Here is a 24,935-nt window from a genome sequence, read left to right on the forward strand (position 1 = left end):
CGCTTCCGTCCTAGGTGGGCAACACGAAGGGCCCGACGCGGTGACCGGCCGGGGGGTCTCCAGCGTACGTCGGCGTCGGCGCGGCTGCCGGGGCTGTGGATAACGCCGGTTCTCCCGCACCCCGTCGGCCGGGCCGGCCCCGGGCTCTTCTCACCCCGCGCCCTGAAACGCCGGACGGGCTGAAAAACACAGACCCGGCGCCGAGAAGTCCCCCGTGACTTCTCGGCGCCGGGCCCTGGCCCCCCGTCGCACCCCCCGTATGAACCCCCGTTCGATATGGCTACTCGGTCATGGCTGCTCAGCCATGGCTACTCGGTCACGGCTACTCCGTCGCGATCGCGTTCAGGACGTTCATCCGGCCCGCCCGGAACGCCGGGATCAGTGCCGCGAACAGGCCCACGAAGGCCGAGCCGATGAACACCCCGATGATGGTCGGCCACGGGATGTCGAGGACGTTGAGGCCCTCCATGGCGAGGAGTTTCTGGGCCGTGGCCCCCCAGCCCATGCCGAGCCCCAGGCCCAGGAGAGCGCCGAAGAGGGCGATGACCACGGACTCCATGCGGATCATCCGGCGGAGCTGGCGGCGCGAGAGGCCGATCGCCCGCATCAGGCCGATCTCCCGGGTCCGCTCGACCACCGACAGAGCCAGGGTGTTCACCACGCCCAGGACCGCCACGATGATCGCGAGGCCGAGGAGTCCGTAGACCATGTTCAGGAGCTGGCCGACCTGGTCCTTCAGTTCCTGCTTGTAGTCGGTCTGGTCGCGGACCTGGTACTGCGGGTAGTCGTCCAGCGACTTCTTCAGGGCGGCGTAGGCCTGCTTCTCCTGGCCGTCCTTGGCCTTGGCGAACATGATCGTGTTCGGCGGGATCTGGTCGGCGGGGACATACTTCTTCATCGTGTCGATGGAGAGGTAGCGCGCTCCCTGGTCCAGCGCCGAGCTGTCGTCGGTGATGGCCGCGACCTTCAGCTTCGCCGTCTCGCCGCCCTTGAAGGCGACGCTGATGGTGTCGCCGACGTGGACGCCGTGGTCCTTGGCGTAGTCGGAGCCGACGGACATGGAGTCCTTGCCGTAGGCGGCGGAGAGGGTGCCCTCCGTCGTCGCGCGGCGCAGGTCCTGGGCGTACGACGGGTCGGCCGCCGTCACCTCGGAGTCGTCCTTCTTGCCGTCGGGCGTGGTCAACACCGCCTCCACCTCCTTGTAGGAGGTGACGTGGGCCAGGCCCGGGCTCCGCTCCATCGCCTTCTCGGCCTGCGGGACGATCCGCTGGCCGCCCTCGACGATGAAGTCCGCGCCGACCGACTTGTCGAGCTCGCTGGTGGCGGAGGCGACCATGGAGGAGCCGACCACCGAGAGGCAGGCCACCAGGGCCAGGCCGATCATGAGGGCCGCGCCCGTGGCTCCCGTACGGCGCGGGTTGCGCAGGGCGTTGCGCTCGGCCATGCGGCCCACCGGGCCGAAGGCCCGCAGGAGCACCGCGCTGATCACCCGTACGACCCCGCCGGCCAGCAGCGGGCCGATGACGACGAAGCCGATCAGGGACAGGACCACGCCGCCGGCCAGCAGCAGCGAGCCGTCCTTCGCGGTGTCGGCGGTGGCGGCCGCGTAGAGGGCGTAGCCGCCGGCGCCCGTCAGGGTCAGCCCGATCAGGGCGCGTACCCAGCCCGCCTTGCCGTCGGCCGGCGTACCGGCGTCGCGCAGTGCGGCCATCGGGGAGACCTTGCCGGCCCGGCGGGCGGGCAGATAGGCGGCGAGGACGGTGACGACGACGCCCAGGACCATGCCGATGACCGGAGTCGTCCAGGCCACCGTCAGGTCGTCGGTGGAGAGGTTCATGCCGGCCATGCCCATGAGCTTCATCAGGCCTATGGCGATGCCGACGCCCGCGCCGACGCCGAGGACCGAGCCCACGAAGCCGAGGAGCAGGGACTCCACCAGGACCGAGCGGTTGACCTGCTTGCGGGAGGAGCCGATGGCCCGCATCAGGCCGATCTCGCGGGTCCGCTGGGCGACCAGCATGGAGAAGGTGTTGATGATCAGGAAGATACCGACCAGGAACGCGATCCCGGCGAAGCCGAGCATGGCGTACTTGATGACGTTCATGAACTCGCCGACGTCCGCGCGGTTCTCGTCGGCGTTCTCCTTGGCCGTCTGGATCTTGTACGAGCCGACGCCCAGGGTCTTCGTGACGTTCGATTTGAGCTGGGCGTCGCTGACGCCGGCCGCGGCGGTCGCGTACACCTGGGTGAACCGGCCCTCGGCGCCGAGGAGTTCACGCTGGGCGGTGGCGGTGTCGAAGTAGACGATCGCGGCACCGGGGTTGGTGACCTTGAAGGTGGCGATGCCGACGATCCTGGCCTTGAAGTCACCGACGACGGAGATGGTGCGCAGTTCGTCGCCGATCTTCAGGTCGTGCTTGTCGGCGGTGTCGGCGTCGACCATCGTCTCGGTCGGCCCGCGCGGGGCGTGTCCGGAGGTGATCTCCATCGAACGCAGGTCGCTCTTGGTCCAGTTGCCGGCGATGGTGGGCGCGCCGTTCGACGTGCCCATGTTGTCGTTGTCGCTGTTGACGACGGTCACGTTCATCGAACTGACCCCGCCCTCGACGGACTTCACACCGTCCGCCTTCGCGACCTGCTGGACCGTCGAGGCCGGCAGGGAGGCGGGCTTGCCGTTCTGCGGGGTGTCGTCGCTCTTGGCCTCCTTCGGGGAGACCGTGACGTCGGAGGCGGTGGTCGCGAAGAGCTTGTCGAACGTCGTGTTCATGGTGTCGGTGAACACGAGCGTGCCGCACACGAACGCCACCGACAGCAGCACGGCCACGGCCGACAGCGCCATGCGGCCCTTGTGCGCGAAGAAGTTGCGCATCGAGGTCTTCAGGACGGTCATGACGTACGCCCCCGGGCGTCGAAGTCCTTCATGCGGTCCAGGACGGCGTCCGCGGTCGGCTTGTACATCTCGTCGACGATCCGGCCGTCGGCGAGGTACAGGACACGGTCGGCGTAGGAGGCCGCGACCGGGTCGTGCGTGACCATGACGATGGTCTGCCCGAGCTCGTCGACGGAGCGGCGCAGGAAGCCCAGTACCTCGGCACCCGCGCGCGAGTCGAGGTTTCCGGTCGGCTCGTCCCCGAAGATGATCTCGGGCCGCGCGGCCAGCGCCCGGGCCACGGCGACGCGTTGCTGCTGACCGCCGGAGAGCTGGGTCGGCCGGTGCTTGAGTCGGTCGGAAAGGCCGACTGTCTCCACCACGCGCGCGAGCCACTGCTTGTCGGGCTTGCGCCCGGCGATGTCCATGGGCAGCGTGATGTTCTCGATCGCATTAAGTGTGGGCAGGAGATTGAACGCCTGGAAGATGAACCCGATCCGGTCCCGGCGCAGCTGCGTGAGCTTCTTGTCCTTCAGCCCGGTGATCTCGGTGTCGTCCAGGTAGATCTGCCCGGACGAGACGGTGTCGAGCCCGGCGAGGCAGTGCATGAGCGTGGACTTGCCGGACCCCGAGGGGCCCATGATCGCGGTGAACTGTCCCCGCGCGATGTCCACGTCCACGTGGTCGAGGGCGACGACACGGGTCTCGCCGGACCCGTACGCCTTGACGACCTGCCGCGCCCGCGCGGCAACGGCCGTAGTCCCTCCAGTGCCCCCGTGCCTGGTGATGGTCACAGCCGATGTCACGGTATGTCTCCTATGTCGGTCAGCGGAATGCTCGTGCCGAGTCGTCGTCGCCGGTGTCTCGATGAGTGCCGGTACGTCGGTGAGTGCTTGGTACGTCGATGAGTCTGGCGTCGGTCGGGGGTGCGGCGCGCTGGTGCTGAGCGCCGTCTTCTCCTGGGGAAAACCCCACCCCCGGCCCTGCGGTACACCGCCCTGAGCTCGTCCTCAATCCCGTCCGAGCGGCGTAAAGCCAGGTTAAGGACGGCCCCGGTGCCTTCTCGTCCTCCGGCGGTACGAACCCTCCCCGAGCCGTAGTACGGAGGTACCCCTAGGGGCAGTCCACCGCCGGGTGGAGAGGAACTCGGGGTCGGCCTCCACCCCCCGGTGCGGTCAGCCTGCACCCTGCCGCGACGTGAGGGTCAAGTGAGAGGGTGTTCCGCGGCGGATAGATGCAAGGGGAAAGGAATTCACCGGTGGGCCAGGGGGACACGGACATACAGCCCGCGGCGACGGACGACCGCCGACCGGACACGCGCCGCCGCGGTGCCGTCGTCGCCGCGCTGATGCTCTCGATGGCGCTGGCGGCCCTCGACTCCACGATCGTCTCCACGGCGGTCCCGCAGATCGTCGGCGACCTGGGCGGCTTCTCCGTCTTCTCGTGGCTCTTCTCGGGCTATCTGCTGGCCGTGACGGTGACCCTGCCGGTCTACGGCAAGCTCTCCGACACCTTCGGCCGCAAGCCGGTGCTCATCGCGGGCGCGGCCCTGTTCCTGCTGGGCTCGCTGCTCTGCGCGCTCGCCTGGAACATGGCCGCGCTGATCGCGTTCAGGATCGTGCAGGGCCTGGGCGGCGGCGCGCTGCAAGGCACCGTGCAGACCCTCGCGGCGGACCTCTACCCCCTGAAGGAACGCCCGAAGATCCAGTCCAAGCTGTCCACCGTGTGGGCGGTGTCCGCGGTGGCCGGCCCAGGGGTCGGCGGCGTGCTGGCGGCGTACGCGGACTGGCGGTGGATCTTCCTGGTCAACCTCCCCATCGGCGCGGTCGCGTTGTGGCTGATCGTCCGTCACCTCCACGAACCGGAACGGCTCTCCGAGGGCCGCCCCCGGATCGACTGGGCGGGCGCGCTCGCCGTGTTCGCGTGCGGCGGCGTCCTGTTGACGGCGCTGGTGCAGGGCGGGGTGGCCTGGCCGTGGCTGTCGGGGCCGTCAATTGCCTTGTTCGGCACGGGACTCGCCCTCGTGGCGGTGGTGGTCCTGGTGGAACGCCGGGCGGCCGAGCCGATCATCCCCGGCTGGGTGTGGCGCCGCCGTACGATCGCCGCGGTCAACCTCGCCCTGGGCGCCCTCGGTCTGCTGATGGTGGCCCCGACGGTGTTCCTCCCGACGTACGCCCAGTCGGTCCTCGGCCTCGCCCCGGTGGCGGCCGGATTCGTGCTCTCCGTATGGACGTTGAGCTGGCCGCTGTCGGCGGCGTTCAGCCAGCACGTCTACCGCCGGATCGGCTTCCGCAACACGGCGATGCTCGGCATGGGCGCGGCGGCCCTGACCCTCTTCGCCTTCCCCTTCCTCCCCTACCCCGGCGCGGCCTGGCAGCCGACGCTCCTCATGCTGCTCCTGGGCGGCGCGCTCGGCCTGTTCCAACTCCCCCTGCTCGTCGGCGTGCAGTCGACGGTGGTGTGGTCGGAACGCGGTACGACGACGGCGTCCGTCCTCTTCTGCCGCCAGACCGGCCAGACCCTCGGCGCCGCCCTCTTCGGCGCGGTCGCCAACGGCGTACTGGCCTCCCGCCTCGGCGGGGCGGGCGACCTCGACTCGGTGACCCGGACCCTCGACTCCGGCGCCGCATCCGAGCCGGTACGACGGGCCGTCGCGGACGCGGTCCACGCCGTGTACCTCGGCGCGGCGGGCGCGGCGACCCTCTCCTTCCTCGTGCTCCTCCTCCTGGCCCCGCGGAAATTCCCGGTGCTCTCGGAGTAAGTCCTGCGTAGGGTGCCGGACATGGGGCAACCGGTGCTGAGGCTGGAACGACTGCGAGCGGACCACGCGGAGGCCGTACTCGCCTTCGAGGCGGAGAACCGGCAGTACTTCGCCCGCTCGATCCCGGACCGCGGCGACGCCTACTTCACCCCCTCCGGCTTCGCCGACCGCCACCGCGCCCTCCTGGCCGAACAGGACGCCGGAATCTGCCACTTCCACGTCATCCTCGACGAGGACGGGCTCCTGCTGGGCCGGATCAACCTCATGGACGCCGTGGAGGGCACGGCCGAACTGGGCTACCGCATCGGCGAGCACGCCGCGGGACAGGGCGTGGCCACGGCGGCGGTGCGCGAGATGTGCCGGCTGGCCGCAACGCCGTACGGCCTGAACTCCCTGACGGCGAAGACCACCGAGGACAACCACGCCTCCCGAACGGTCCTCGAACGCAACGCCTTCGTCCTGACCGACCACATCACCCTCATGAACCGCCCCGGCGTCCGCTACGCGCGCGTGCACCTCGCCCACTGACCTGCTCCCGGCCGAACCACGCCGTGCTCTCCGGCAGGAACAGCAGGATCACGACCGGCACCCCGAGCAGAATCCGCAGCGCCGCGTCCAGGAAGTACGCGGGGGCCGTCACCTCGCCCAGCCGCACGACGGTCGGCAGGACCATGAACACCATCAGCACGACGGTCGTCGTCCGGACACCGGTCCGCGCACTGCCGTCGTAGGTGACGGCGAGCAGCACGCAGACCCACACGAACATCCAGGGCGCCATCAACTCGCCCTGCCCGTAGGCGGTCAGGCGGTCCGAGAGCGCGAGCATCGAGACGATACCGATGACGGACATCGAGGCCTTCCGCGCGCGGCTCGACGACGGTTCCGAGGTGCCACGGTCCGTAGCGCTCGTTCACCTGAAGTAGCGCCGGAGGGGGGTGATCCGGCGCTCAATAATCTGAGTTAATCCGGGTAACACCCCAGGTCAGCGAAGTAAGCGCATACCGACCGATCAGTTTGGTGAAAACCCTGTACATCTCCGTACCGACGAGTAACGTGCGTGGCTCCGCTCGCCCCACCCCCCAACTCCCTGCGGTCCGCACCGGGCCCGAGCCATGCAAGGAGCCACCGGGATGTCATACGACTCGTCCCCGCCGCCCACCTACCCCTGGCAGCAGCCGCCGTTCGCCCCCGAACCGGCCGCACCGGCCACCCGGCAGCGTCCGCACCGGGACGCCCTGGGCCACCACAGCGATCTGCGGATCCTGCGCGGCGCGTACCGCCGGCAGCGGCGGGTGGCGACGCTCACCGCGCTCGGCTACTTCACGCTGTTCCTGATCCTGTCGGCATTCGTCCCGTCCCTCATGACGAGCCGGATCACCGACGGCCTCCCGACCGGCCTGCTGCTCGCCCTGCTCCAACTCCCCGTCACCTGGCTGGCGATCGTCCTGTACGAGCGCACGGCCCGCTCCTACGTCGACCCGATCGCGGACCGCATCCGCAAGCAGGCCGCGCTCGACGCGAGGCGGGGGGCGACCCGATGACGGGGGCAACGGCCGTGACGGGAGCGGCGGGGTTGACCGGATTCACGGGGTTCAGCGACTCGGCGCAGGCGATGTCCCTGGTGGCGTTCTCGGCCGTCGCCACGGTCACGCTGCTGCTGTGCGTGATGACCGGGCCCGACCGCGACGACCTGGACGAGTTCTACACCGGCTACAACTCCCTGTCCCCCATGGGCAACGGCCTCGCCATCGCCGGGGACTACATCTCCGCCGCGACCGTCCTCGGCACCGGCGGAGTGATCGCGCTGTGCGGCTACGACGGCATCGTGCTCGCCCTGAGCACCGCGCTGTCCCTGATGCTGCTGATGTTCCTGCTGGCCGAACCCCTGCGCAACGCGGGCCGGTTCACGATGGGCGACGCGCTGACGCGGCGGATGCCCGGACGGTCGGTGCGGATCGCGGCGTGCGGGGTGACGCTGGCCGCTCTGCTGCCGCTGATGCTGGTGCAGCTCGCGGGGACGGGGCAGCTGCTGGCGTTCATCCTCGGCTTCTCCGGCGAGGGGCTCCAGACCGGCTGCATCCTCGGACTCGGCGTCCTGATGATCAGTTACGCGGCGATCGGCGGCATGAAGGGCACCGCCCTCATCCAGATCCTCAAGATGGTGATGCTGCTCGGCTCCGGCGCCGTGGTCGCCGTACTGATGCTGCGCCGCTTCGACTGGGACCCCGGCACGCTCTTCGACGCCGCCGCCGCGCAGAGCGGGGTCGGGCCGGCCTTTCTGGAGTCGGGGCTGCAGTTCGGGGGCGGTGACTGGCCCCGCCTCGACATGATCACGTCGGAGCTGACGGTGGTCGTAGGCGGCGCCTGTCTCCCGCACGTCACCATGCGCATGTACACCGCGCGCGGCGCCCGCCAGGTCCGCCGCTCGATGTCGTGGGCGGTGTCGGCGGTGGTGCTGTTCGTGCTCGTCATCACGGTCGTCGGCTTCGGGGCCACCGCGCTCATCGGACGGGCGGTCATCGCGGAGGCCGACCCGCAGGGCAACACGGCGTATCTGCTGGGCTCCCGGGCGGCGTTCGGCGCGGAGGTCTCCACCGCCGAGACCTTCCTCTTCACGACGGTCACCACGGCGATCTTCCTCACCCTCCTCGCCTCCGTCGCCGGCATGATCCTCGCCTGCGCCAACTCCCTCGCCCACGACGTCTTCGCGGGCCGCGCCCGCGAACTGTCGGCCCGCCGCGAGATGACCCTGGCACGCGTCTCGGCCCTCGCGGTCGGCATCCCCGCCATCCTCCTCGCCACCCAGGTCCAGCACCGCAGCCTGCAACCCCTGGTGACCCTCTCCTTCTGCCTCGGCGCCTCCGCCATCGCCCCCGCCCTCGTCTACAGCCTCTTCTGGCGCCGCTACACCCGAACAGGCCTCCTATGGACCCTCATCGGCGGCTCCCTGCTCGTCCTGCTGCTGATGCCAGGCACCAACCTCGTCTCCGGCTCACCCGTCTCCGCCTTCCCCGACCACGACTTCAACTGGCTCCCCCTCACCACCACAGGCCTCATCTCCATCCCGGCCGGCTTCGCCTTCGGCTGGCTGGGGACGGTCCTGTCCGGGCGGCGCACGGCGGAGGTGGAGCGCCGGCAGTACGAGGCGGTGGAGGGGTGGATTCTGGCGGGGGCGGTGCGGAGGGGGGAGTGAAGGTGGGGTGAGGGGAGCGACGGTGGGGTGGGGGGAGCGGGCGCGCTCGAAGGGAGCGGGCCCGCGCTCTGTTCCGCAGGCGCGAGCCAGAGATTGCGCTCCCCTCGGAGCGCGTTCGCGCCCTACTCCGCCGGCGCCCGCCCCGTGAGCGTGGTCAGGCTGTTGCGTACGTGGTCCATGTGAGCGCGTACGTCGTCCCAGCGCTCCCCGTGCTCACGCAGGACGCGCTCGGTCTCGCGGGCGATGCGCTCCTCGCGGGCGCGCGCCTCGGTGAGGATCTCGGCGGCACGCGCGCGGGCGTCCTCCTGGCGGAGCCGGGCGGAGGCCTCCGCGTCGGCGAAGGCCTGCTTGGCCTCCGACAGCGCGGCCTCGGCGCGCGCCACCTGTTCGGCGTGGCGGAGGTCGAGCGCCGCCTCGCGCTCCGCTTCCTCGCGCTCGGCGTCCGCCCAGCGTTCGGCGTGCTCCTTGGCCTGCTCGGTGAGCATGCCGGTGGTGCGCTGCCGTACGTCGCGCAACGCGGCGAGCGCCTCCGTGCGCCCCTCTTTCACTTCGCGCCGGGCGGAGATACGGAGTTCGTCGGCCTCGGCGCGCGCGGCGAGCAGACGCTGACGGGCGCGTTCCTCGGCATCGGCGCGTACGGCGTCGGCGTGCGCCTGCGCCGCGCCGCGCACGCCGTTCGCGCGCGCCTGCGCCGCCTCCATGAGGCGCTGCGCCTCCTGCCGCGCGCCCTCACGTACGGCGGCGGCCTCTTCCTGCCCGAGCTGGAAGATCCGGCGCGCACGCTCCCCGAGCGCCTCGTACGACTGCGGAGCGAGCCGCGCGACCCGTTCGCGCAACGCACCGAGCTCCGCCTCCATCTCCTTGGCGAGGACGGTGAGTCGGGCGGCACGTTCCCAGGAGGCGTCACGGTCCTGGGAGAGCGCAGCGGCGTACGCGTCGACCTGTTCGGGACGGTAGCCCCGCCGTACGGCCGTGAAGCCGTGGGACGAGACAGGTGTGCCGCTCATCCTGGAACCCCTCTTCATCAAAAGGACGCAAAATGATGATTTCGCGCACATCTTGATGTATCAGGCAGAAATGTGCATAACGCGACACTCCGCGCGGAGGTCACGGCGCCCCTCCGCGAAAACCCGTTGGCGGGCCACGACGGCCGTTGCTACCTTCCCGGAGACCGTGCGAGAGAACGAGGAGGTGGTACCCGTGAACGCAGAATCGACATGGGTGCTCCCCTCCGGGGTCACGGTCGGGCGATAGGTCGTCCGGGAGCGCCGTTCACGCGCACTCCCGAAGGACACGACCATGCATTTCACTTCCGAACAACGCCTCGACGACGGCGTCCTCGAACGCGAGTTCACCCTCGGCGAGATCCCCGGCACCCTGTGGACACCCGCCGGCTCCGCGTCGGCGGCCCCGCTGATCCTCATGGCCCACAACAACGGCCTGCCCAAGAGCCAGTCCCGGCTGGTCGCCCGGGGCCGGCACACCGCCGCGTACGGCTACGCGGTGGCCACCATCGACGCCGCAGGCTGCGGAGACCGCCCCCGCTCGGCCACCGACGAACAGGCACGCGCCGACCTCCGCCGGGCGATGCAGACAGGCGAACCGGTCGACGAGATCTTCGAGTCGGTCGTCGGCCCCCTCGTCGAGAACGCGGCCCCGGACTGGCTCACCACCCTGGACGCGCTCCTGGCGCTGCCCGGGATCGACGGCCCCGTCGGCTACTCGGGGTGGATGGCCCTCGGCATCCGGCTCGCGGCGGTCGAACCGCGCATCGCGGCCGCCGGATTCTTCGCCGGGGGTTACGTCCCCCTCGCCCAGCGCGAGGAGGCCCGGCAGGTCACCGTGCCGCTGCTGGTCCTGCTCCAGTGGGACGACGAGGGCAACCCCCGGCAGCGCGCCCTGGACCTCTTCGACGCGTTCGGCACCAAGGAGAAGACACTCCACGCCAACATGGGCGGCCACACCGGCACCCCGGCGTTCGAGGGGGAGGACGCGATCCGGTTCTACGACCGGCACCTGAGGGGAGACGGGACCGTGGGCGCAGGGCGGGCCGTAGCCATCAGCCGCTGACCTGACCGCCTCAGCGAGAAGCCGGGCCCGGTCACGGTGACCGGGCCCGGCTTCTCGGAGACCTCGTGGCGGCGAAGTCAGACGCCTGCTGGAGCAGGGCGTCCCGCATCCACTAGAGCAGTCCGTCCCACATCTGCTCCAGCAGCACCGACCACCAGCTCTCCGGCGAACCGAGCGCCGCCGGGTCGAGCGAGGCCAGCTGGGCCTGGAAGTCGACGGTCCAACGGCCCGCCTGCTCCTGGTTCAGCCCGAACCGGAGCCGCCACATCCGCCCCAGCAGCGCCAGGCACCGCTGAAGCTCGGGCAGCCCGGTGTTCACGAACTGCGGCGGCACCGGCGCCCCGCCCGGCCCCGCCTCCACCGGCACGGCCACGATGTTCGCCGTGCCGTACTGCACACAGATCGCCCGGCCGAAGTCACTGCCCATGACGAGGTACGAGCCCGCGTCCGCAGCCGGCTGCACACCGCGCTCGGCCGCCAGTTCGGCGAGCGTCGGCACCGGCCGCCCAGGCTGGGCCTGCGCCCAGAAGAACGGACCCATGTCCATCGGCAGCCCCGCCACCACCAGCGAGTGCGCCACGACCGGCGGCACACCCTGCCGGGACACCGCGGCCTGCTCGAACCGGAAGACCCCCGGCCCGAACGCCCCCGCCAACTCCTGCGCGACGCCCTCCGGCGGAACCGGCGGCGCGGGCTGCACCGGCGGAAGCGGCGCGCGCACCGGCGCCGGACGCGCCGGCCCGTCCGCCACCTGGTGCAACTCGCCCTGGTGCGCCAGCAACTGCTGCATCCCCTGCTGCCGGCTCGCGTGATCCGTACCGTACGGCGCGATGCTCGCGAGCCGCGCCTGCGGCCACTGCTCCCGGATCATCCGCGCACAGTACGCACCCGGCAGCTCGCACGACTCCAACTCCGTGTGCAGCTCCAGCACCTGGTCCGGCGGGATGTTCATCCCCCGCAGCTCATGGAAGATCTGCCACTCCGGATGCGGCGTACCCGGCGCCGAACGCCGGATCAGCTGCTGCTCCGAACCGTCCTGCGCCCGGTAGCGCAACACCGCCTGATACCCGGGACCGACGGTCGGCTGCCCCTGCGGCGGATACCCGTACGCCGGCTGCTGCCCGGGCACGGGCTGCCCCGGAGGCGGTACGGCACCGGGCGGCATCGCTCCGGGCGCCATCGGCTGAGCGGCGCCCGGTGCCATACCGGGGGCGCCCGGAACTCCGGGCGCGCCGGGGGCTTGCGGCGGCGGAGGCGCGCCGGGGCCGCCCACCGGGGGCGCGGCCAGCATGGTCTCGGCGTGGTGAACAGCACCAGGCGCGCCCCCCAAAGAGCCCTGCGCACCAGGCGCACCGGGCACACCAGGGGCGCCCGGAGGCTGCGGCGCGCCGGGGGCGTGGGGTGCACCGGGAGCGTGGGGTGCGCCAGGAACGCCGGCGGCACCAGGGGCGCCAGGCGCCCCCGGGGCACCTGGAGCGCCCGGCATGCCCGGAGCGCCCGGCGCGTGAGGTACGCCCGGGGCGCCCGGAGGAGTCTGAGCGCCCGGCGCACCGGGCATGCCGGGGGCGCCCGGAGGTTGCGGCGCGCCCCCTCCCGGTCCCATACGCCCCGGGTCGGCAAGCATCGTGGCGGCATGGTGCACAGCGCCCGGAGGCGTACCGCCAGGCGGATTCGGCGCACCCGGCGGAGCGGGCGCACCAGGCGGCGTGGGCGCGCCCGGACCCTGCGGCGCGCCGGGCATGCCGGGGGCGCCCGGACCGCCCTCAGGACCGTCCGGCCCGAGCGCCGACACGAGCTGCGTCGGCACATACCCACCCGCCCCCGCACCCGGCGCACCCGGCACGGGCGGAGGCGCGGCACCCGGCCGCGCGCCCGGCGCCCCAGGCGCACCCGGCGGAGGCGGCGGCGTCGCACCACCGCTCCCCCGGCGCGGCGGAGGCGAGGCCTTGCTCGTCGCGGCGTCGGCGATGTCCCCGGCGTTCGGCGCGAGCGACCGCCCCGCCGCACCCGGCCCGTCCGGACCCGCCGGTGGCTGAGGCGCACCCGGCGCTCCGCCGGGCCCCTGCGGATACCCGTAAGAAGGAGCACCCGGAGGCGGCGTACCCGGTACACCCGCACCCGGCGCGTTCGGATAGCCGTACGCCGACCCACCCGGAACAGGCGGCGGCGTGCTCCCCTGCGGCGCACCCGGCACCGGCGGGGGCGTGCCCGGCACACCCGCACCACCCGGCGCACCGGGATAGCCGTACGCCGCACCACCCGGCGCGGGCGCAGACGCGGGCGCCCCACCCGGCACCGCACCACCGGGCGGCGGCACGATCTCCTGGGGCGCACCCGGCACCCCGGGCGCCCCGTGCGTTCCGGACACTCCCGGCGCACTCGGAACTCCATGCGCCCCGGGCACACCCTGCGCGCCCGGCGCACCATGCCCACCGGGCGCCCCCGCCACACCCTGCACGCCCGGCGCCCCAGGAACACCCTGCGCCCCAGACACCCCAAGCGCACCCGGCGCACCACCCGGCGCGTTCGGATCGTCGAGCGCCGGTGCCAGCGCCGTCCGCGGCAGCTGGCTGCCCCCCGACATGAGCGCCGTCTTGGCGTCCGGCGGCGTCGCGGGCGGCGGAGTGTCGTCGTCGGTACCGCTCAGCGGCGGCGCGAACACGGTCGCGGGCAGCGGTACGGAACGGTCGTCCCCCGCATCGGCGTTGGTGTCCGTCCCGGCCCACGGCGTAGCCCCCGGAGGCACGGCGGCCCCACCCGGCGCGGACGGCGCACCCGCAGGCGCGCCCACCCCGACAGGCGCCCCCGGCGCAGCCCCCGCCGAGCCGGCGGGCCCCGGACCACCCGAAGCGCCACCCGCCCCGCCCGGCACCCCGGCCTGCGTCTCGGGAAGCCCCGGCCCGCCACCGACCCCAGCCCGACCATCAGCACCAGCGCCGACACCCGCACCCGCACCCGCGCCAACATCCGCACCGGCCCCAGCACCACCACCGGCGCCCGCACCAGTACCCACACCAGCGCCAGCCCCCGCGCCCGCGCTCACACCGTCCCCAGCCGCGGCCCCGGCCTCCGCGCGCCCACCCCGCCGATCCGGAATCCCCAGCTGATCCGCCGCCTCCTGCAACCACTCCGGCGGCGTCAGCAAGAACGACGTCTGATTCAGATCGACCCGGGCCGCGGGCGCCGGCGCCGCAGCCGCGGCATCGTCGGCAGCGCGGCCGTACTCCTCCTCGTACCGGCGGATCACCTCACCCACCGGCAGCGAGGGCCACAGCGTGGCCTCCCCGCTGTCCCGGGCGATCACCAGCCGCTGCGCGCCGCCGTCCGAACGCGGCCCGTCGGGGCGGTCCTCCGCCCACACCACGAACCCGAGGTCGAACTCCCGCACCCGCACCTCACGATGCTGGTACGACGGCACATCCCCGTTGATCCACTCCTCGGCGCGCTCCTGCGCCTGCGCGAACGTCACCATCGGTCAGCTCACTCCCCCACCGAAGACACCGAGGGCGCCGTGCCCGCCCTGGCCGCCGAAGCCGACCCCGAAGCCGAAGCAACCGGCACCGAACGCGCGAACCCACCGTCCACCATCAGATTCGCCACCGTCTCCAACTCCGGCGGAGAACCCGCCAGTCGGGACAGGAACACGTCGAAGTCCGCACCGCAGGGCAGCAGAAGCCGCTCCACCCGCTCGGCGGGCGGCGTCGTCGGATCGACGTCCCGCGCATCGTCGTACGCGCAGAACCAGACCGAACCGATCCGCTCGCCCTTCACCTTCACCGCCAGCAGGCCACCCTGCACGAACCCGACACCCAGGTAGTCCTTGGTCAGATGGTCACGCAGGCACTTGTTGACGTACACGAGGTCGTTGACGGCGGCCTCGTCCCGGACCGTGAAGAACGGCTGGTCCACCAGCAGCCCCAACTCCGGGTCCAGCGCCGTCCCCACCGGCGCACAGCCACCCGCCGCCTTCAGGAAGGACCGGTACGCCCCCGGCAGCCGGTACCCGAGATCCTCCTCGACCCCCAGCACCTGCGACTCCGACACCGCCGTACCCGACTTCGGCAGACCGAAGTGCGCGGGCCGCGTCTCCTGCAACGGCCGCGTCCCCCGCTTGGCATGGTCCACCGCCGCCGTCGCGATACCGCCGTGATGCCGCAGCAACGCCTTCACCTCGACGGGCACCAGTTCGAGCCGCCGTGAACCCACCACGTGATGCCACGTCCAGCCGTGCGGCGTCGCCACCGCCGGCACCGTGTCCCACAGTTCATGACCGGACGCCGCGAGGGCCGCGTTCGCCGAGACATAGTCCGTCAGCCGCAGCTCGTCGACACCGAAACCCTCCGGCGGATCGGCGATCTCCGCGGCCGCCCGCGCATACGCGGAGAAGTCGGGGTAACCGTGCTCGTCCACCCGCACCCCTCTTGGGTGACGGGCCGCCCGGACCGGATCCGGGAAGTGCACGACCTGCCCGGCGTAGGCCGCGTTCGGCGGCGCGGCTTGCTGCCCGAGCCGACCTGTCGTCATGGCGGTTGCCCCCTGCGGCACTCTGTACGACCCGTGACGACCGGTTCCGGTATCCCCGGTTCCGACCCGCCCCAGTCCGTATTCGACTTCTCCAACACGTAGAACGCACCCACCGCATCACTGCGGCGAACCCGCATACACGCGGGTGCCGACAGCCTATGCGGTACGACGACACCGGTCACCGGGCACCGGTCAGCCGCCCTCCGCTTCCGTGACCAGCCGTCACCCCGCCGTGACAGCCCGCCCAAACCCGGGCGTGTCGCACCGCCCCAGCTTCCGCACCAGCCACGCCATTTGGCACTCTGTGTCGTCCGGGGGGATGCTCGGGAGGGGATGATGATCATGAATACGACGCAGACGGGACCACACACAGGGCCGCGACCAGCCACATCCGGTGATCCCCGGATCGGCTGGAGCAGCACCGACGCACACCCCGCGCCCACCCTCCGTCACCGCCGCGACGGCATACTCCCGACCGTCGCCGCCGCCCTCTCCGTCCGCGGCGCCACCCTCACCGGCACCGCCGCCCGCGGCGACCAGGCACCACCCCTGCACCCACTCGTCCAGGACTTCCTCGACACCCTCACCTCCACCCAGCGCGACCGCTTCACCGGACGCTGCGCCGAGACGATCCTCATCTCCCGCCACCTCGCCGCCGCCGACGAGGCCCGCAGCAAACGCGCCGCCCGCAAACCCATGACCAACGGCGAGGCCCGCAAAGCCCTCAAAGCGGCCAAACTCACCGCCCGCCGCATCCGCGAGGACGGCGACCCCCTCCACGGCAGCTTCGCCGCCCCCTGCCGCGCCTGCACCGCCCTCAGCGCCCACTTCGGCGTACGCATCGTCGACCCGGCAGCGGCGGACGACTGACCGACCGCCACCCCCGCACACCACGAGCCGCCGATTCACCACCTCGACGAACGAAGGGCAGATGCACCCCGACCGCACCTCAACCACCCGCTTCCCCGTCCCCGTCGACGCCGCCCTGCGCGCCGCCGGCTGGCAACCCGGACGCTGGGACATCAAACAGGCCGAGATCTGGGCCGACGCCCTCCGCGACCACGTCTCCCCCGCCGGCCACCGCCACACCGTCTTCCCCGCCGCCGTCGAGGCCTGGGCCGAATTCGGCGGCCTCCACATCACCCCGGCAGGACCCGGCCGCCAGATCGCCCCCGCCGGCCTCCACATCGACCCCCTCCACGGCCTCCACATGGCCCGCACCCTCGGCGACCTCGGCCGCGCCCTCGACACCGAGATCTGCCCCCTCGGCGCCGAGACCGAGACCGCCGCCCTCCTCGCCATCGACACCGAAGGCCGCGCCTACGCCCTCGACCACACCGGCGACTGGTACCTCGGCCCCGACATCGACCAGTCCCTCGCCGCCCTGGTCTCAGGCATAGAACCGGTACGACTCACGGCAGGCTGAACACAAGGAAGCAAAAGGACGTACAAGAAAGCAGAGAGGAACAGCGGAAACAGAGAGACAGAGAAACAAAGAAGTACGAGGAGCAGGACCCCCGAAACCGGCCCCCTACGCCGCCGGAATGACCGCCGACACCCGGAAACCCCCCGCATCCGTCGGCCCGGACACGAACACCCCGCCCAGCGCCACGACCCGCTCCTTCATCCCCACCAGGCCATTGCCCCCCGACGGCAACCGCGCCGACGACGCCACCGACACCTCCGGCGGCGGCTCGTTCTCCACCTGCATCGCGATCTCCGACACCCGATGCGCCAGCCGTACGTGCGTCTTGGACCCGGCGGCATGCTTGTGGACGTTCGTCAGCGCCTCCTGGACCACGCGATACGCCGTCTGCTCGATCTCAGCCGCATACGCCCGCACATCACCCTCGACCGTCAGATCCACGACCATCCCCGCCGCCGCCGACTGCCCGATCAACTCCTCCAACTCGGACAGACAAGGCCCGTCAGACTCGTCCACGGCCCGCGAAGCCGCGGCAGCGGCCGCGGCCCCCACAGCCGCCAACGGCACGGACTCGGCCCGTACGCCCTTCCCCCGCCCGCCGTCCCCGCTCCGCAGCACCCCGAGCATCTCCCGCAACTCGGTCAGCGCCTGCCGCCCCATGTCCCCCACGAGCGCGGCATTCTTCACGGCCTTCTCGGGATCCTTCCGAGCGACAGCCTGCAACGCGGCCGCATGCACCACCATCAGACTCACCCGATGCGCGACGACATCATGCATCTCCCGGGCGATCCGCGTCCGCTCCTCACCCCGCGCCCACTCCGCCCGCTCCTCCGCCCGCTCGGCCAGCAGCTGAAGCTCCCGCTCCAGACTGTCCGCCCGCTCCCGAAGACTCTCCATCAGCCGCCGCCGGGCACCGACGTACAACCCGAGCAGCAAGGGCGGCGCGGTCAACCCGATGGCAATGGTGACGGCGGCGAACGGAACGAACCAATCCCCCAGCTGAAGACCATCCCCACCTCTGTCACCCTGCCGCAGCTGAACGAACAGCACGATCATCTGCCCGACCAGCGACATCCCCGCAAGGGACCCGATGATCCGGCGAGGCAGCTCGGACGCGGCCAGGGTGTACAGACCGACAATCGCCATGAGATAGCCCATCTGAGCGGGCGTAATGGCGATGGACACCAGCACAACGGCGATCGGCCACTTCCGCCGCACCAACAACGCCGACCCGGCGAGCAACCCGAACACAATCCCCGCGGCCCTCGGAATCCCCGCGTCCCCCGCGAACCGCCACCCCTCCGCCCCGCACTCGACGACCGACGCGAAAGCCAAGCTCACGTCCAGTACGGCACTGCGCCACCGATCCCACCACCACGGCCCCTGCCGGGCCGCGGCGTGCTCTTCCCCCGTCGTGGTCATGCCTCCAGCCTACGGGCGGTCGGCGCGCGTTTTCCGGTGAGTTTCCGGGATTGGCCTACACCACACTGCGTGACCGGCCGGATGCGAAAGCGACCGATTTCCCTCGAACTGCTGAATCGCTCACCGTTCGACACCGGAAGATCCGATTCCGCCCGGAGGGTATGCCCATGGCACACGCACAGGGCAAATACGCGGACTTCGAGGGGTTGCGGGAGCAGGCGGTGGCGTTGCGACGCCAGGGCTACAGCCTTCGGCAGATCCGCAACAAGCTTCAGGTCCACAACAAGGAGACCCTTCAGCGCCTGGTAGAAGGTGAGCCGCCTCCGGAATGGACCAAGCGGCCGCGAGCGAAGGACGACCTACGCGACAGGGCTCGGGAGCTACGGAAGCAGGGGTGGACGTACAACCAGATCCAGGCCGAGCTGGGCTGCTCGAAGAGCTCAGTGTCGCTGTGGGTACGGGATCTGCCGCATCCGGAGCCCAAGTGCACGCCGGAGGAGCAGAGGGCACGCATGAACGCGGGGCTGGCACGACTGCGTGCCGCCCAGGATGAGGAACGGCAGGCAACCAAGGAGGCGGCAGCGGAAGCGGTGGGTGAGCTGTCGGACCGCGAGTTGTTCATCGCAGGCGTCGCGCTGTACTGGGCCGAGGGCGCCAAGGACAAGCCCCACCGCCGCACCGAGGTCCTGCAGTTCATCAACAGCGACGCCAACGTGATCAGGTTCTTCCTGCGTTGGCTCGAACTACTGGAGGTGAAGCGGGACCGCCTGACCGTCAGGGTCAGCATTCACGAGAGCGCAGACGTGGCAGCCGCCGAACAGTTCTGGGCCGCCGTCACGGGCATCGATGCGTCAGCCTTCAGCAAGGCCACGCTGAAACGACACAACCCCCGGACCGTGCGAAAGAACACGGGCGAGACCTGCAGCGGATGCCTCGTCATCTACGTCCGACAGAGTGCCGACCTGTACCGTCGCATGGAGGGCGCCTGGTACGGCATAGTAGGGGCTGCACCTGCGGCCGATCTAGGAAATCGGACATAACAGGTAAACCATCCCGGGTCGTCTAATGGTAGGACAAAGAGTTTTGGTCTCTTGAATGAGGGTTCGATTCCTTCCCCGGGAGCCAACAAAGCGTGGGCCCTGACAGCTCAGTCAGGGCCCACTCCCATGTCCCCCACGAAACGCCCCGGTATCCTGCGGATGTCACCCCACCCCCTCCACAGCCGAAGGGCATCCCGTGAGCGCCATTCGCCCGGCAGCCGTCGTCGTTCTCGCAGCGGGTGAGGGCACCCGTATGAAGTCGGCCACACCGAAGGTCCTGCATGAGATCTGTGGCCGCAGCCTCGTGGGTCATGTGCTCGCCGCAGCGCGGGAGTTGGACCCGGAGAATCTGGTCGTGGTCGTCGGTCACGCGCGGGAGAAGGTCACCGCGCATCTCGCCGAGGTCGACCCGCATGTCCGCACCGCGGTCCAGGCCCAGCAGAACGGCACCGGGCACGCCGTACGGATGGCGCTCGAAGAGCTGGGCGGTGTCGTCGAAGGGACCGTCGTGGTCGTCTGCGGGGACACCCCGCTCCTCACCGGTGAGACCCTCCGGACCCTCGCCGCCACGCACTCCGCCGACGGCAACGCGGTCACCGTGCTCACCGCCGAGGTCCCGGACGCCACCGGTTACGGCCGTATCGTGCGCGACGGTGCCTCGGGGGCCGTGACGGCGATCGTCGAGCACAAGGACGCCTCCGACTCGCAGCGTGCGATCCGGGAGATCAACTCCGGGGTGTTCGCGTTCGACGGGCAGTTGCTCGCCGATGCCCTCGGGAAGGTCCGTACGGACAACAGTCAGGGTGAGGAGTACCTCACCGATGTCCTCGGGATTCTCCGTGAGGCCGGGCACCGCGTCGGTGCTTCCGTCGCGTCCGATCATCGTGAGATCGCCGGGATCAACAACCGTGTGCAGCTCAGTGAGGCGCGGCGGATTCTCAATGACCGGCTGCTCACGCGCGCGATGCTCGCCGGTGTGACCGTCATCGACCCGGCGACGACGTGGGTCGATGTGACCGTCACCTTCGAGCAGGACTCCCTCGTCCACCCCGGCACTCAGCTGCACGGTTCCACGCACCTCGGTGAGGGCGCCGAGGTCGGGCCCAACAGCCGTCTCAAGGACACGGTCGTCGGGGCCGGCGCCCGCGTCGACAACACCGTCTCCGACGGCGCTCACGTCGGTCCGGGTGCCACGGTCGGACCGTACGCGTATCTCCGTCCCGGCACGCGTCTCGGTGCCAAGGGCAAGATCGGCACGTACGTCGAGACGAAGAACGCCTCGATCGGGGAGGGGACGAAGGTTCCCCACCTCTCCTACGTCGGGGACGCGACGATCGGTGAGTACACCAATATCGGTGCGGCGAGTGTGTTCGTGAACTACGACGGGCAGGACAAGCACCACACGACCGTCGGCTCGCACTGTCGTACCGGTTCGGACAATATGTTTGTGGCTCCTGTCACGGTCGGGGACGGTTCCTACACCGCCGCAGGGTCGGTGATCACGAAGGATGTGCCGCCCGGTTCGCTCGCTGTGGCCCGTGGTCAGCAGCGGAATATCGAGGGCTGGGTGGCCCGTAAGCGTCCGGGGAGCGCGGCGGCGAAGGCGGCCGAGGCGGCGTCCCGGGAGCCGGAAGGCGAAAGCTGACCGGAAACAGGTGCGTCGAACACGGCGTACCGTGATAGGTGCACACCCGCACCCACCAGCTGAGACGGCCGCGTCGCGCCCAGTGGCGAGGTCTCTCGACAGTCGGCTGAGACACCTCTGAGGAGATAGTGCTGTGACCGGGATCAAGACGACCGGCGAGAAGAAGATGATGTTCTTCTCCGGCCGCGCCCACCCCGAGCTTGCCCAGGAGGTCGCCCAGCAGCTGGGTGTCGGGGTCGTCCCGACCAAGGCCTTCGACTTCGCCAACGGTGAGATCTATGTCCGCTACGAGGAGTCCGCTCGTGGTGCGGACTGCTTCGTGATCCAGAGCCACACGGCTCCGATCAATCAGTGGATCATGGAGCAGCTGATCATGATCGACGCGCTGAAGCGTGCGTCGGCCCGTTCCATCACGGTGATCGTGCCGTTCTACGGTTACGCGCGGCAGGACAAGAAGCACCGTGGGCGTGAACCGATCTCGGCGCGCCTGATCGCGGATCTGATGAAGACCGCGGGTGCGGACCGCATCCTCACCGTCGATCTGCACACGGACCAGATCCAGGGCTTCTTCGACGGTCCCGTCGACCATCTCTTCGCTCTCCCCCTCCTCGCGGACTACGTGGGCGAGAAGGTGGACCGGGACAAGCTGACGGTCGTGTCCCCCGACGCCGGTCGTGTCCGGGTGGCCGACCGCTGGTGCGACCGTCTGGGTGCGCCGCTGGCGATCGTGCACAAGCGGCGTGACAAGGACGTGGCGAACCAGGTGACGGTCCACGAGGTCGTGGGTGAGGTCAAGGGCCGGGTGTGTGTGCTGGTCGACGACATGATCGACACGGGTGGCACGATCTGTGCGGCGGCGGACGCGCTGTTCGCGCACGGTGCGGAGGACGTCATCGTCACCGCGACGCACGGTGTGCTGTCCGGTCCGGCCGCGGACCGGCTGAAGAACTCCCGGGTGAGCGAGTTCGTGTTCACGGACACGCTGCCGACGCCGGGTGAGCTGGGCGAGGACCTGGACAAGATCACGGTTCTGTCCATCGCGCCGACGATCGCGAGCGCGGTGCGTGAGGTGTTCGAGGACGGTTCGGTGACGAGCCTCTTCGACGAACAGTAGGCCTGAAGCCTTGAGGCAGAACGCTTCTGCATGATCGATTTTTCTGCGGCCTCCCCCGCCGAGTAGACTGCTCAGGTTGCTCGGCGAGGGAGGCCGTACTCGTGCTCATTGCGCGATACGGCGATCCGTTATCGACGCGCTCTTCGTAGCAGGCCGTTCTGGCCGGGTGACCTTGTCCGTTTCTCACCCATACGAGGAGTGATCCACATGTCCGAGGTCAAGCTCTCCGCCGAGACCCGCAGCGAGTTCGGCAAGGGTGCCGCCCGTCGCATCCGTCGTGACAGCAAGGTTCCCGGTGTGCTGTACGGCCACGGTTCGGACCCGATCCACCTGACGCTCCCGGGCCACGAGCTGCTGCTCGCCCTGCGTACGCCGAACGTCCTGCTCTCCCTGGACATCGACGGCAAGACCAACGAGCTGGCGATCCCGAAGTCGGTCCAGCGTGACCCGATCAAGGGCTTCCTGGAGCACGTCGACCTGCTGCTCGTGAAGCGTGGCGAGAAGGTCACGGTCGAGATCCCGGTTCACACCGAGGGCGAGCTGGCCGCCGGTGGCAACCTCCTCGAGCACGTGCTGAACGCGCTTCCGGTCGAGGCCGAGGCCACCCACATCCCCGAGTCCGTCACGGTCTCCATCGAGGGCCTGGAGGCCGGTGCCTCCGTCCTCGCCAAGGACATCACCCTCCCGAACGGCACCACGCTGGCCGTCGAGGAGGACGCTGTCGTCCTTCAGGTCCTGGCCGCGCAGGCCGAGGAGTCCGCTGAGGGCGAGGCCGAGGGCGACGAGGCTGCCGAGGCCTGAGCCTGAGGCTCTGCCTTGGGGCTCTGTCTTGAGGCTCCGCCTTTGAGGCTCTGCAAGAATTCGTCAGCCGCTGCTTCCGTACGGGAGCGGCGGCTGACGCGTATCGAGGAGACATGGACGTGACCACCCCCGCGGGCGCCGCTCCCGCCAACGCCCCCTGGCTGATCGTCGGCCTCGGCAACCCCGGCCCGGAGTACGCGGCCAACCGGCACAACGTCGGTTTCATGGTGGCCGATCTGCTGGCCGAGCGGATCGGGGGGAGGTTCAAGCGGGCCGGGAAGGCGCAGGCGCAGGTCGTGGAGGGGCGGATCGGGCCGCCCGGGCCGGCGAATCGCCGGGTGATCCTGGCCAAGCCGATGTCGTTCATGAATCTTTCGGGCGGGCCCGTCAACGCGCTGAAGGACTTCTACAAGGTGCCGGTCGCCAACGTCGTCGCCGTTCATGACGAGCTGGACATCGACTTCGGGGTGCTGCGGCTGAAGCTGGGTGGCGGGGACAACGGGCACAACGGGCTGAAGTCGATGACGAAGGCGTTCGGTGCCGAGTACCACCGGGTGCGGTTCGGGATCGGGCGGCCGCCGGGGCGGATGCAGGTCGCTGACTTCGTGCTGAAGGATTTCTCGTCGGCCGAGCGCAAGGAGCTGGACTACTTCGTGGACCGGGCGGCGGACGCGGTGGAGTGTCTGGTGATCGAGGGGCTGGAGCGGGCGCAAAGCACGTACAACTCCTGACTTGTCCCGCCGCACAGACAGCCGAAGTTGACGCGCTGTCCGGGCATGGCCAATGATCCCGGCCATGCCTGCCACAGCCACCAAGTCCCGCCCGGGATCCCGCCAGGCCTCGGTCGCCGCCCTCCGTTTCGGACGGCTCGCGGCGATGGGCGCGGTCGCGGGGCTGATCCTGATCGCCGGGGTGTGGGCGTCGTGGGGCACCGCGCAGCACGTGATGCTGACGAAGGGCCGGGAGAGCGGCACGATCGAGGTGACGCGGTGCGGCGACGACACCTGCACCGGTCCCTATACGCCGATCTCCGAGGGGTCCACGGCTCGCGCGAAGGTCGTCATCGAGAAGACGGTCGCGGTGAGGAAGGGCGAGACGTACACCGTGGTCGTGAAGCCCAGCAGTGACGATGTCGTACGGTCCGGGCCTGCGGGCATCCTCTACGCCTGGGTTCCGCTCGGTGGGGCGCTGTTGCTGGCGTCGGTCGTGGTGGCGGGCGGGTTGGGGCGCACGCGGGGCGCGTGGGTCATGGCGGGGGCGGGAATCGCGCTGCTCACCGCCGCTTTCGTGACCATCTGACGGTGTTCGGGGTTCTCCACATCTGTGGAGGACCTGAGCGTTGCCTGTTCGTGATTGACCTTGGGTCAGGCGGGGCTGGAAGCTGAGCCGCCCCCTCCACATCTTCCCTGTCACATCTCGAAGATGGACTGCCCCATGCGTACCCTCATCCGTGCCGGCGCCGTGTGCGCCGTCGCCTCGGCCGCCCTGCTCGCGGCCCCCGCCGCCTACGCCACCGCTCCCGGTGACAACGGCACAGTGAAGATCCACGACGCCTCGACCGGCGAGGAGCTTCGCCGCAACGAGCCGCACGTCTGCACCTTCTACCTCGACGCGTTCGGCTTCGACTCCGTCCAGGAGGTCGACTGGCACATCGAGGCCTGGGCCCCGACGGCCGACGTCAAGGGCGAGACCGTCAAGTCCGGCGAGATCACCCTCGACTCCGAGGGCCACGGCCGGACCGAGGACCTGTCGCTGCCCGACGGGCACTACAAGCTGTTCTGGAACTTCGAGGGCGAGAAGGGCGCCGCGAAGCACAAGGTCTTCTGGACCGACTGCGAGGACGGGCAGGCCGAGGACGGCAAGCCCGGTGAGACGCCTTCCTCGTCGGCGTCCGCCTCCGCGTCGGCGTCGGCGCCCGCCGGTGAGTCCGCGGAGCCCTCTTCCTCCCCGTCCGCCCAGGGTGGCGGCACCGGTGACAGCGAGAGCGGCGACCTCGCCGAGACCGGCAACGGCGCCCCGGTGGGCCTGCTGAGCGGTGCTGCCGCCGCGCTGGTCGCCGCGGGTGGCTAC

At 70.6% G+C, this 24,935-nt stretch carries 21 protein-coding genes and 1 tRNA gene; 15 read left to right on the plus strand and 7 right to left on the minus strand.

The window, feature by feature from the left end; all coding sequences use genetic code 11:
* Positions 1–322: 322 nt before the first annotated feature.
* Positions 323–2,890: an FtsX-like permease family protein gene (locus ABZ928_RS13725; RefSeq protein ID WP_361517873.1), complete on the minus strand. Its 2,568-nt coding sequence runs from the start codon at positions 2,888–2,890 to the stop codon at positions 323–325.
* Positions 2,887–3,675 (minus strand): ABC transporter ATP-binding protein, encoded by a 789-nt coding sequence (locus ABZ928_RS13730; protein WP_361517875.1) that lies wholly within the window; start codon positions 3,673–3,675, stop codon positions 2,887–2,889. Before ABZ928_RS13730 ends, ABZ928_RS13725 begins: the two co-directional genes overlap by 4 nt.
* A 452-nt stretch (positions 3,676–4,127) precedes the next feature.
* Between ABZ928_RS13730 and ABZ928_RS13735 the strand changes: the two genes are divergently transcribed.
* Positions 4,128–5,630 (plus strand): MFS transporter, encoded by a 1,503-nt coding sequence (locus tag ABZ928_RS13735; RefSeq protein ID WP_361517877.1) that lies wholly within the window; start codon positions 4,128–4,130, stop codon positions 5,628–5,630.
* A 21-nt stretch (positions 5,631–5,651) separates the two neighbouring features.
* Entirely contained in the window at positions 5,652–6,158 is a 507-nt protein-coding gene (locus tag ABZ928_RS13740) for a GNAT family N-acetyltransferase (protein WP_361517878.1), read from the plus strand.
* Here ABZ928_RS13740 and ABZ928_RS13745 read toward each other — a convergent pair.
* Positions 6,109–6,480 (minus strand): hypothetical protein, encoded by a 372-nt coding sequence (locus ABZ928_RS13745; protein ID WP_361517879.1) that lies wholly within the window; start codon positions 6,478–6,480, stop codon positions 6,109–6,111. The genes ABZ928_RS13740 and ABZ928_RS13745 overlap by 50 nt on opposite strands.
* A gap of 280 nt (positions 6,481–6,760) precedes the next feature.
* Between ABZ928_RS13745 and ABZ928_RS13750 the strand changes: the two genes are divergently transcribed.
* Positions 6,761–7,171, plus strand: a complete 411-nt coding sequence (locus ABZ928_RS13750) for a DUF485 domain-containing protein (RefSeq protein ID WP_361517881.1) — start codon at positions 6,761–6,763, stop codon at positions 7,169–7,171.
* Positions 7,168–8,823 carry a cation acetate symporter gene (locus ABZ928_RS13755; RefSeq protein ID WP_361517882.1) on the plus strand — a complete coding sequence of 552 codons (1,656 nt, stop codon included), beginning with the start codon at positions 7,168–7,170 and terminating at the stop codon, positions 8,821–8,823. The genes ABZ928_RS13750 and ABZ928_RS13755 overlap by 4 nt, the downstream gene beginning before the upstream one ends.
* A gap of 122 nt (positions 8,824–8,945) precedes the next feature.
* Here ABZ928_RS13755 and ABZ928_RS13760 read toward each other — a convergent pair whose 3' ends face one another.
* Complete coding sequence (locus ABZ928_RS13760; protein WP_361517883.1) at positions 8,946–9,830, minus strand: cellulose-binding protein; 885 nt, start codon at positions 9,828–9,830, stop codon at positions 8,946–8,948.
* A 292-nt stretch (positions 9,831–10,122) separates the two neighbouring features.
* Between ABZ928_RS13760 and ABZ928_RS13765 the strand changes: the two genes are divergently transcribed.
* Positions 10,123–10,893, plus strand: a complete 771-nt coding sequence (locus ABZ928_RS13765; RefSeq protein WP_361517885.1) for an alpha/beta hydrolase — start codon at positions 10,123–10,125, stop codon at positions 10,891–10,893.
* Positions 10,894–11,005: 112 nt separating this feature from the next.
* Here the strand turns inward: ABZ928_RS13765 and ABZ928_RS13770 are convergent, their stop codons facing one another.
* Both ABZ928_RS13770 and ABZ928_RS13775 read right to left on the minus strand, forming a co-directional pair.
* Positions 11,006–14,365, minus strand: coding sequence for an SUKH-4 family immunity protein (locus ABZ928_RS13770; RefSeq protein ID WP_361517887.1), 3,360 nt, complete (start codon positions 14,363–14,365; stop codon positions 11,006–11,008).
* Positions 14,366–14,373: 8 nt separating this feature from the next.
* On the minus strand, positions 14,374–15,417 hold the full coding sequence (locus ABZ928_RS13775; RefSeq protein WP_361517888.1) for an SMI1/KNR4 family protein: 1,044 nt from the start codon (positions 15,415–15,417) through the stop codon (positions 14,374–14,376).
* A gap of 333 nt (positions 15,418–15,750) precedes the next feature.
* Between ABZ928_RS13775 and ABZ928_RS13780 the strand changes: the two genes are divergently transcribed.
* Entirely contained in the window at positions 15,751–16,287 is a 537-nt protein-coding gene (locus ABZ928_RS13780; RefSeq protein ID WP_361517889.1) for a YwqJ-related putative deaminase, read from the plus strand.
* Positions 16,288–16,348: 61 nt separating this feature from the next.
* Positions 16,349–16,843, plus strand: coding sequence for an SUKH-3 domain-containing protein (locus ABZ928_RS13785; protein WP_361517891.1), 495 nt, complete (start codon positions 16,349–16,351; stop codon positions 16,841–16,843).
* 105 nt (positions 16,844–16,948) lie between these two features.
* Here the strand turns inward: ABZ928_RS13785 and ABZ928_RS13790 are convergent, their stop codons facing one another.
* The gene (locus ABZ928_RS13790; protein ID WP_361517893.1) at positions 16,949–18,265 is read right to left on the minus strand and encodes a histidine kinase; all 1,317 of its coding nucleotides are present in this window, start codon (positions 18,263–18,265) and stop codon (positions 16,949–16,951) included.
* Positions 18,266–18,432: 167 nt separating this feature from the next.
* Between ABZ928_RS13790 and ABZ928_RS13795 the strand changes: the two genes are divergently transcribed.
* From ABZ928_RS13795 to ABZ928_RS13830, 8 genes are all read left to right on the plus strand, one after another.
* Entirely contained in the window at positions 18,433–19,305 is an 873-nt protein-coding gene (locus tag ABZ928_RS13795; protein WP_361517895.1) for a hypothetical protein, read from the plus strand.
* A gap of 11 nt (positions 19,306–19,316) precedes the next feature.
* Positions 19,317–19,390: transfer RNA gene (locus tag ABZ928_RS13800), tRNA-Gln, on the plus strand.
* A 111-nt stretch (positions 19,391–19,501) separates the two neighbouring features.
* Positions 19,502–20,950, plus strand: a complete 1,449-nt coding sequence (glmU, locus tag ABZ928_RS13805) for a bifunctional UDP-N-acetylglucosamine diphosphorylase/glucosamine-1-phosphate N-acetyltransferase GlmU (protein WP_361517897.1) — start codon at positions 19,502–19,504, stop codon at positions 20,948–20,950.
* A 133-nt stretch (positions 20,951–21,083) separates the two neighbouring features.
* Positions 21,084–22,064, plus strand: coding sequence for a ribose-phosphate diphosphokinase (locus ABZ928_RS13810; RefSeq protein WP_361517899.1), 981 nt, complete (start codon positions 21,084–21,086; stop codon positions 22,062–22,064).
* Positions 22,065–22,271: 207 nt separating this feature from the next.
* Positions 22,272–22,865, plus strand: coding sequence for a 50S ribosomal protein L25/general stress protein Ctc (locus tag ABZ928_RS13815; RefSeq protein WP_361517901.1), 594 nt, complete (start codon positions 22,272–22,274; stop codon positions 22,863–22,865).
* Positions 22,866–22,978: 113 nt separating this feature from the next.
* Complete coding sequence (gene pth, locus ABZ928_RS13820) at positions 22,979–23,596, plus strand: aminoacyl-tRNA hydrolase (RefSeq protein WP_361517903.1); 618 nt, start codon at positions 22,979–22,981, stop codon at positions 23,594–23,596.
* Between the two features lie 52 nt (positions 23,597–23,648).
* Positions 23,649–24,164, plus strand: a complete 516-nt coding sequence (locus tag ABZ928_RS13825) for a hypothetical protein (protein ID WP_361517905.1) — start codon at positions 23,649–23,651, stop codon at positions 24,162–24,164.
* A 135-nt stretch (positions 24,165–24,299) separates the two neighbouring features.
* Positions 24,300–24,935: hypothetical protein (locus ABZ928_RS13830; protein WP_361517906.1), on the plus strand; the 636-nt coding region annotated here is incomplete at its 3' end.

It is taken from the genome of Streptomyces sp. NPDC046909 (assembly GCF_040644695.1).
Lineage (GTDB): Bacteria > Actinomycetota > Actinomycetes > Streptomycetales > Streptomycetaceae > Streptomyces.

What these genes read in the sequence shown, in the direction of transcription:
- ABZ928_RS13745 (WP_361517879.1), bottom strand. Translation starts at nt 6,480, where the DNA reads ATGTCCGTCATCGGTATCGTCTCGATGCTCGCGCTCTCGGACCGCCTG.
- pth (WP_361517903.1), top strand. Translation starts at nt 22,979, where the DNA reads ATGGACGTGACCACCCCCGCGGGCGCCGCTCCCGCCAACGCCCCCTGG.
- ABZ928_RS13740 (WP_361517878.1), top strand. Translation starts at nt 5,652, where the DNA reads ATGGGGCAACCGGTGCTGAGGCTGGAACGACTGCGAGCGGACCACGCG.
- ABZ928_RS13785 (WP_361517891.1), top strand. Translation starts at nt 16,349, where the DNA reads ATGCACCCCGACCGCACCTCAACCACCCGCTTCCCCGTCCCCGTCGAC.
- ABZ928_RS13790 (WP_361517893.1), bottom strand. Translation starts at nt 18,265, where the DNA reads ATGACCACGACGGGGGAAGAGCACGCCGCGGCCCGGCAGGGGCCGTGG.
- ABZ928_RS13775 (WP_361517888.1), bottom strand. Translation starts at nt 15,417, where the DNA reads ATGACGACAGGTCGGCTCGGGCAGCAAGCCGCGCCGCCGAACGCGGCC.
- ABZ928_RS13825 (WP_361517905.1), top strand. Translation starts at nt 23,649, where the DNA reads ATGATCCCGGCCATGCCTGCCACAGCCACCAAGTCCCGCCCGGGATCC.
- ABZ928_RS13765 (WP_361517885.1), top strand. Translation starts at nt 10,123, where the DNA reads ATGCATTTCACTTCCGAACAACGCCTCGACGACGGCGTCCTCGAACGC.
- ABZ928_RS13780 (WP_361517889.1), top strand. Translation starts at nt 15,751, where the DNA reads ATGATGATCATGAATACGACGCAGACGGGACCACACACAGGGCCGCGA.
- ABZ928_RS13760 (WP_361517883.1), bottom strand. Translation starts at nt 9,830, where the DNA reads ATGAGCGGCACACCTGTCTCGTCCCACGGCTTCACGGCCGTACGGCGG.
- ABZ928_RS13815 (WP_361517901.1), top strand. Translation starts at nt 22,272, where the DNA reads ATGTCCGAGGTCAAGCTCTCCGCCGAGACCCGCAGCGAGTTCGGCAAG.
- ABZ928_RS13725 (WP_361517873.1), bottom strand. Translation starts at nt 2,890, where the DNA reads ATGACCGTCCTGAAGACCTCGATGCGCAACTTCTTCGCGCACAAGGGC.
- ABZ928_RS13795 (WP_361517895.1), top strand. Translation starts at nt 18,433, where the DNA reads ATGGCACACGCACAGGGCAAATACGCGGACTTCGAGGGGTTGCGGGAG.
- ABZ928_RS13750 (WP_361517881.1), top strand. Translation starts at nt 6,761, where the DNA reads ATGTCATACGACTCGTCCCCGCCGCCCACCTACCCCTGGCAGCAGCCG.
- ABZ928_RS13770 (WP_361517887.1), bottom strand. Translation starts at nt 14,365, where the DNA reads ATGGTGACGTTCGCGCAGGCGCAGGAGCGCGCCGAGGAGTGGATCAAC.
- ABZ928_RS13755 (WP_361517882.1), top strand. Translation starts at nt 7,168, where the DNA reads ATGACGGGGGCAACGGCCGTGACGGGAGCGGCGGGGTTGACCGGATTC.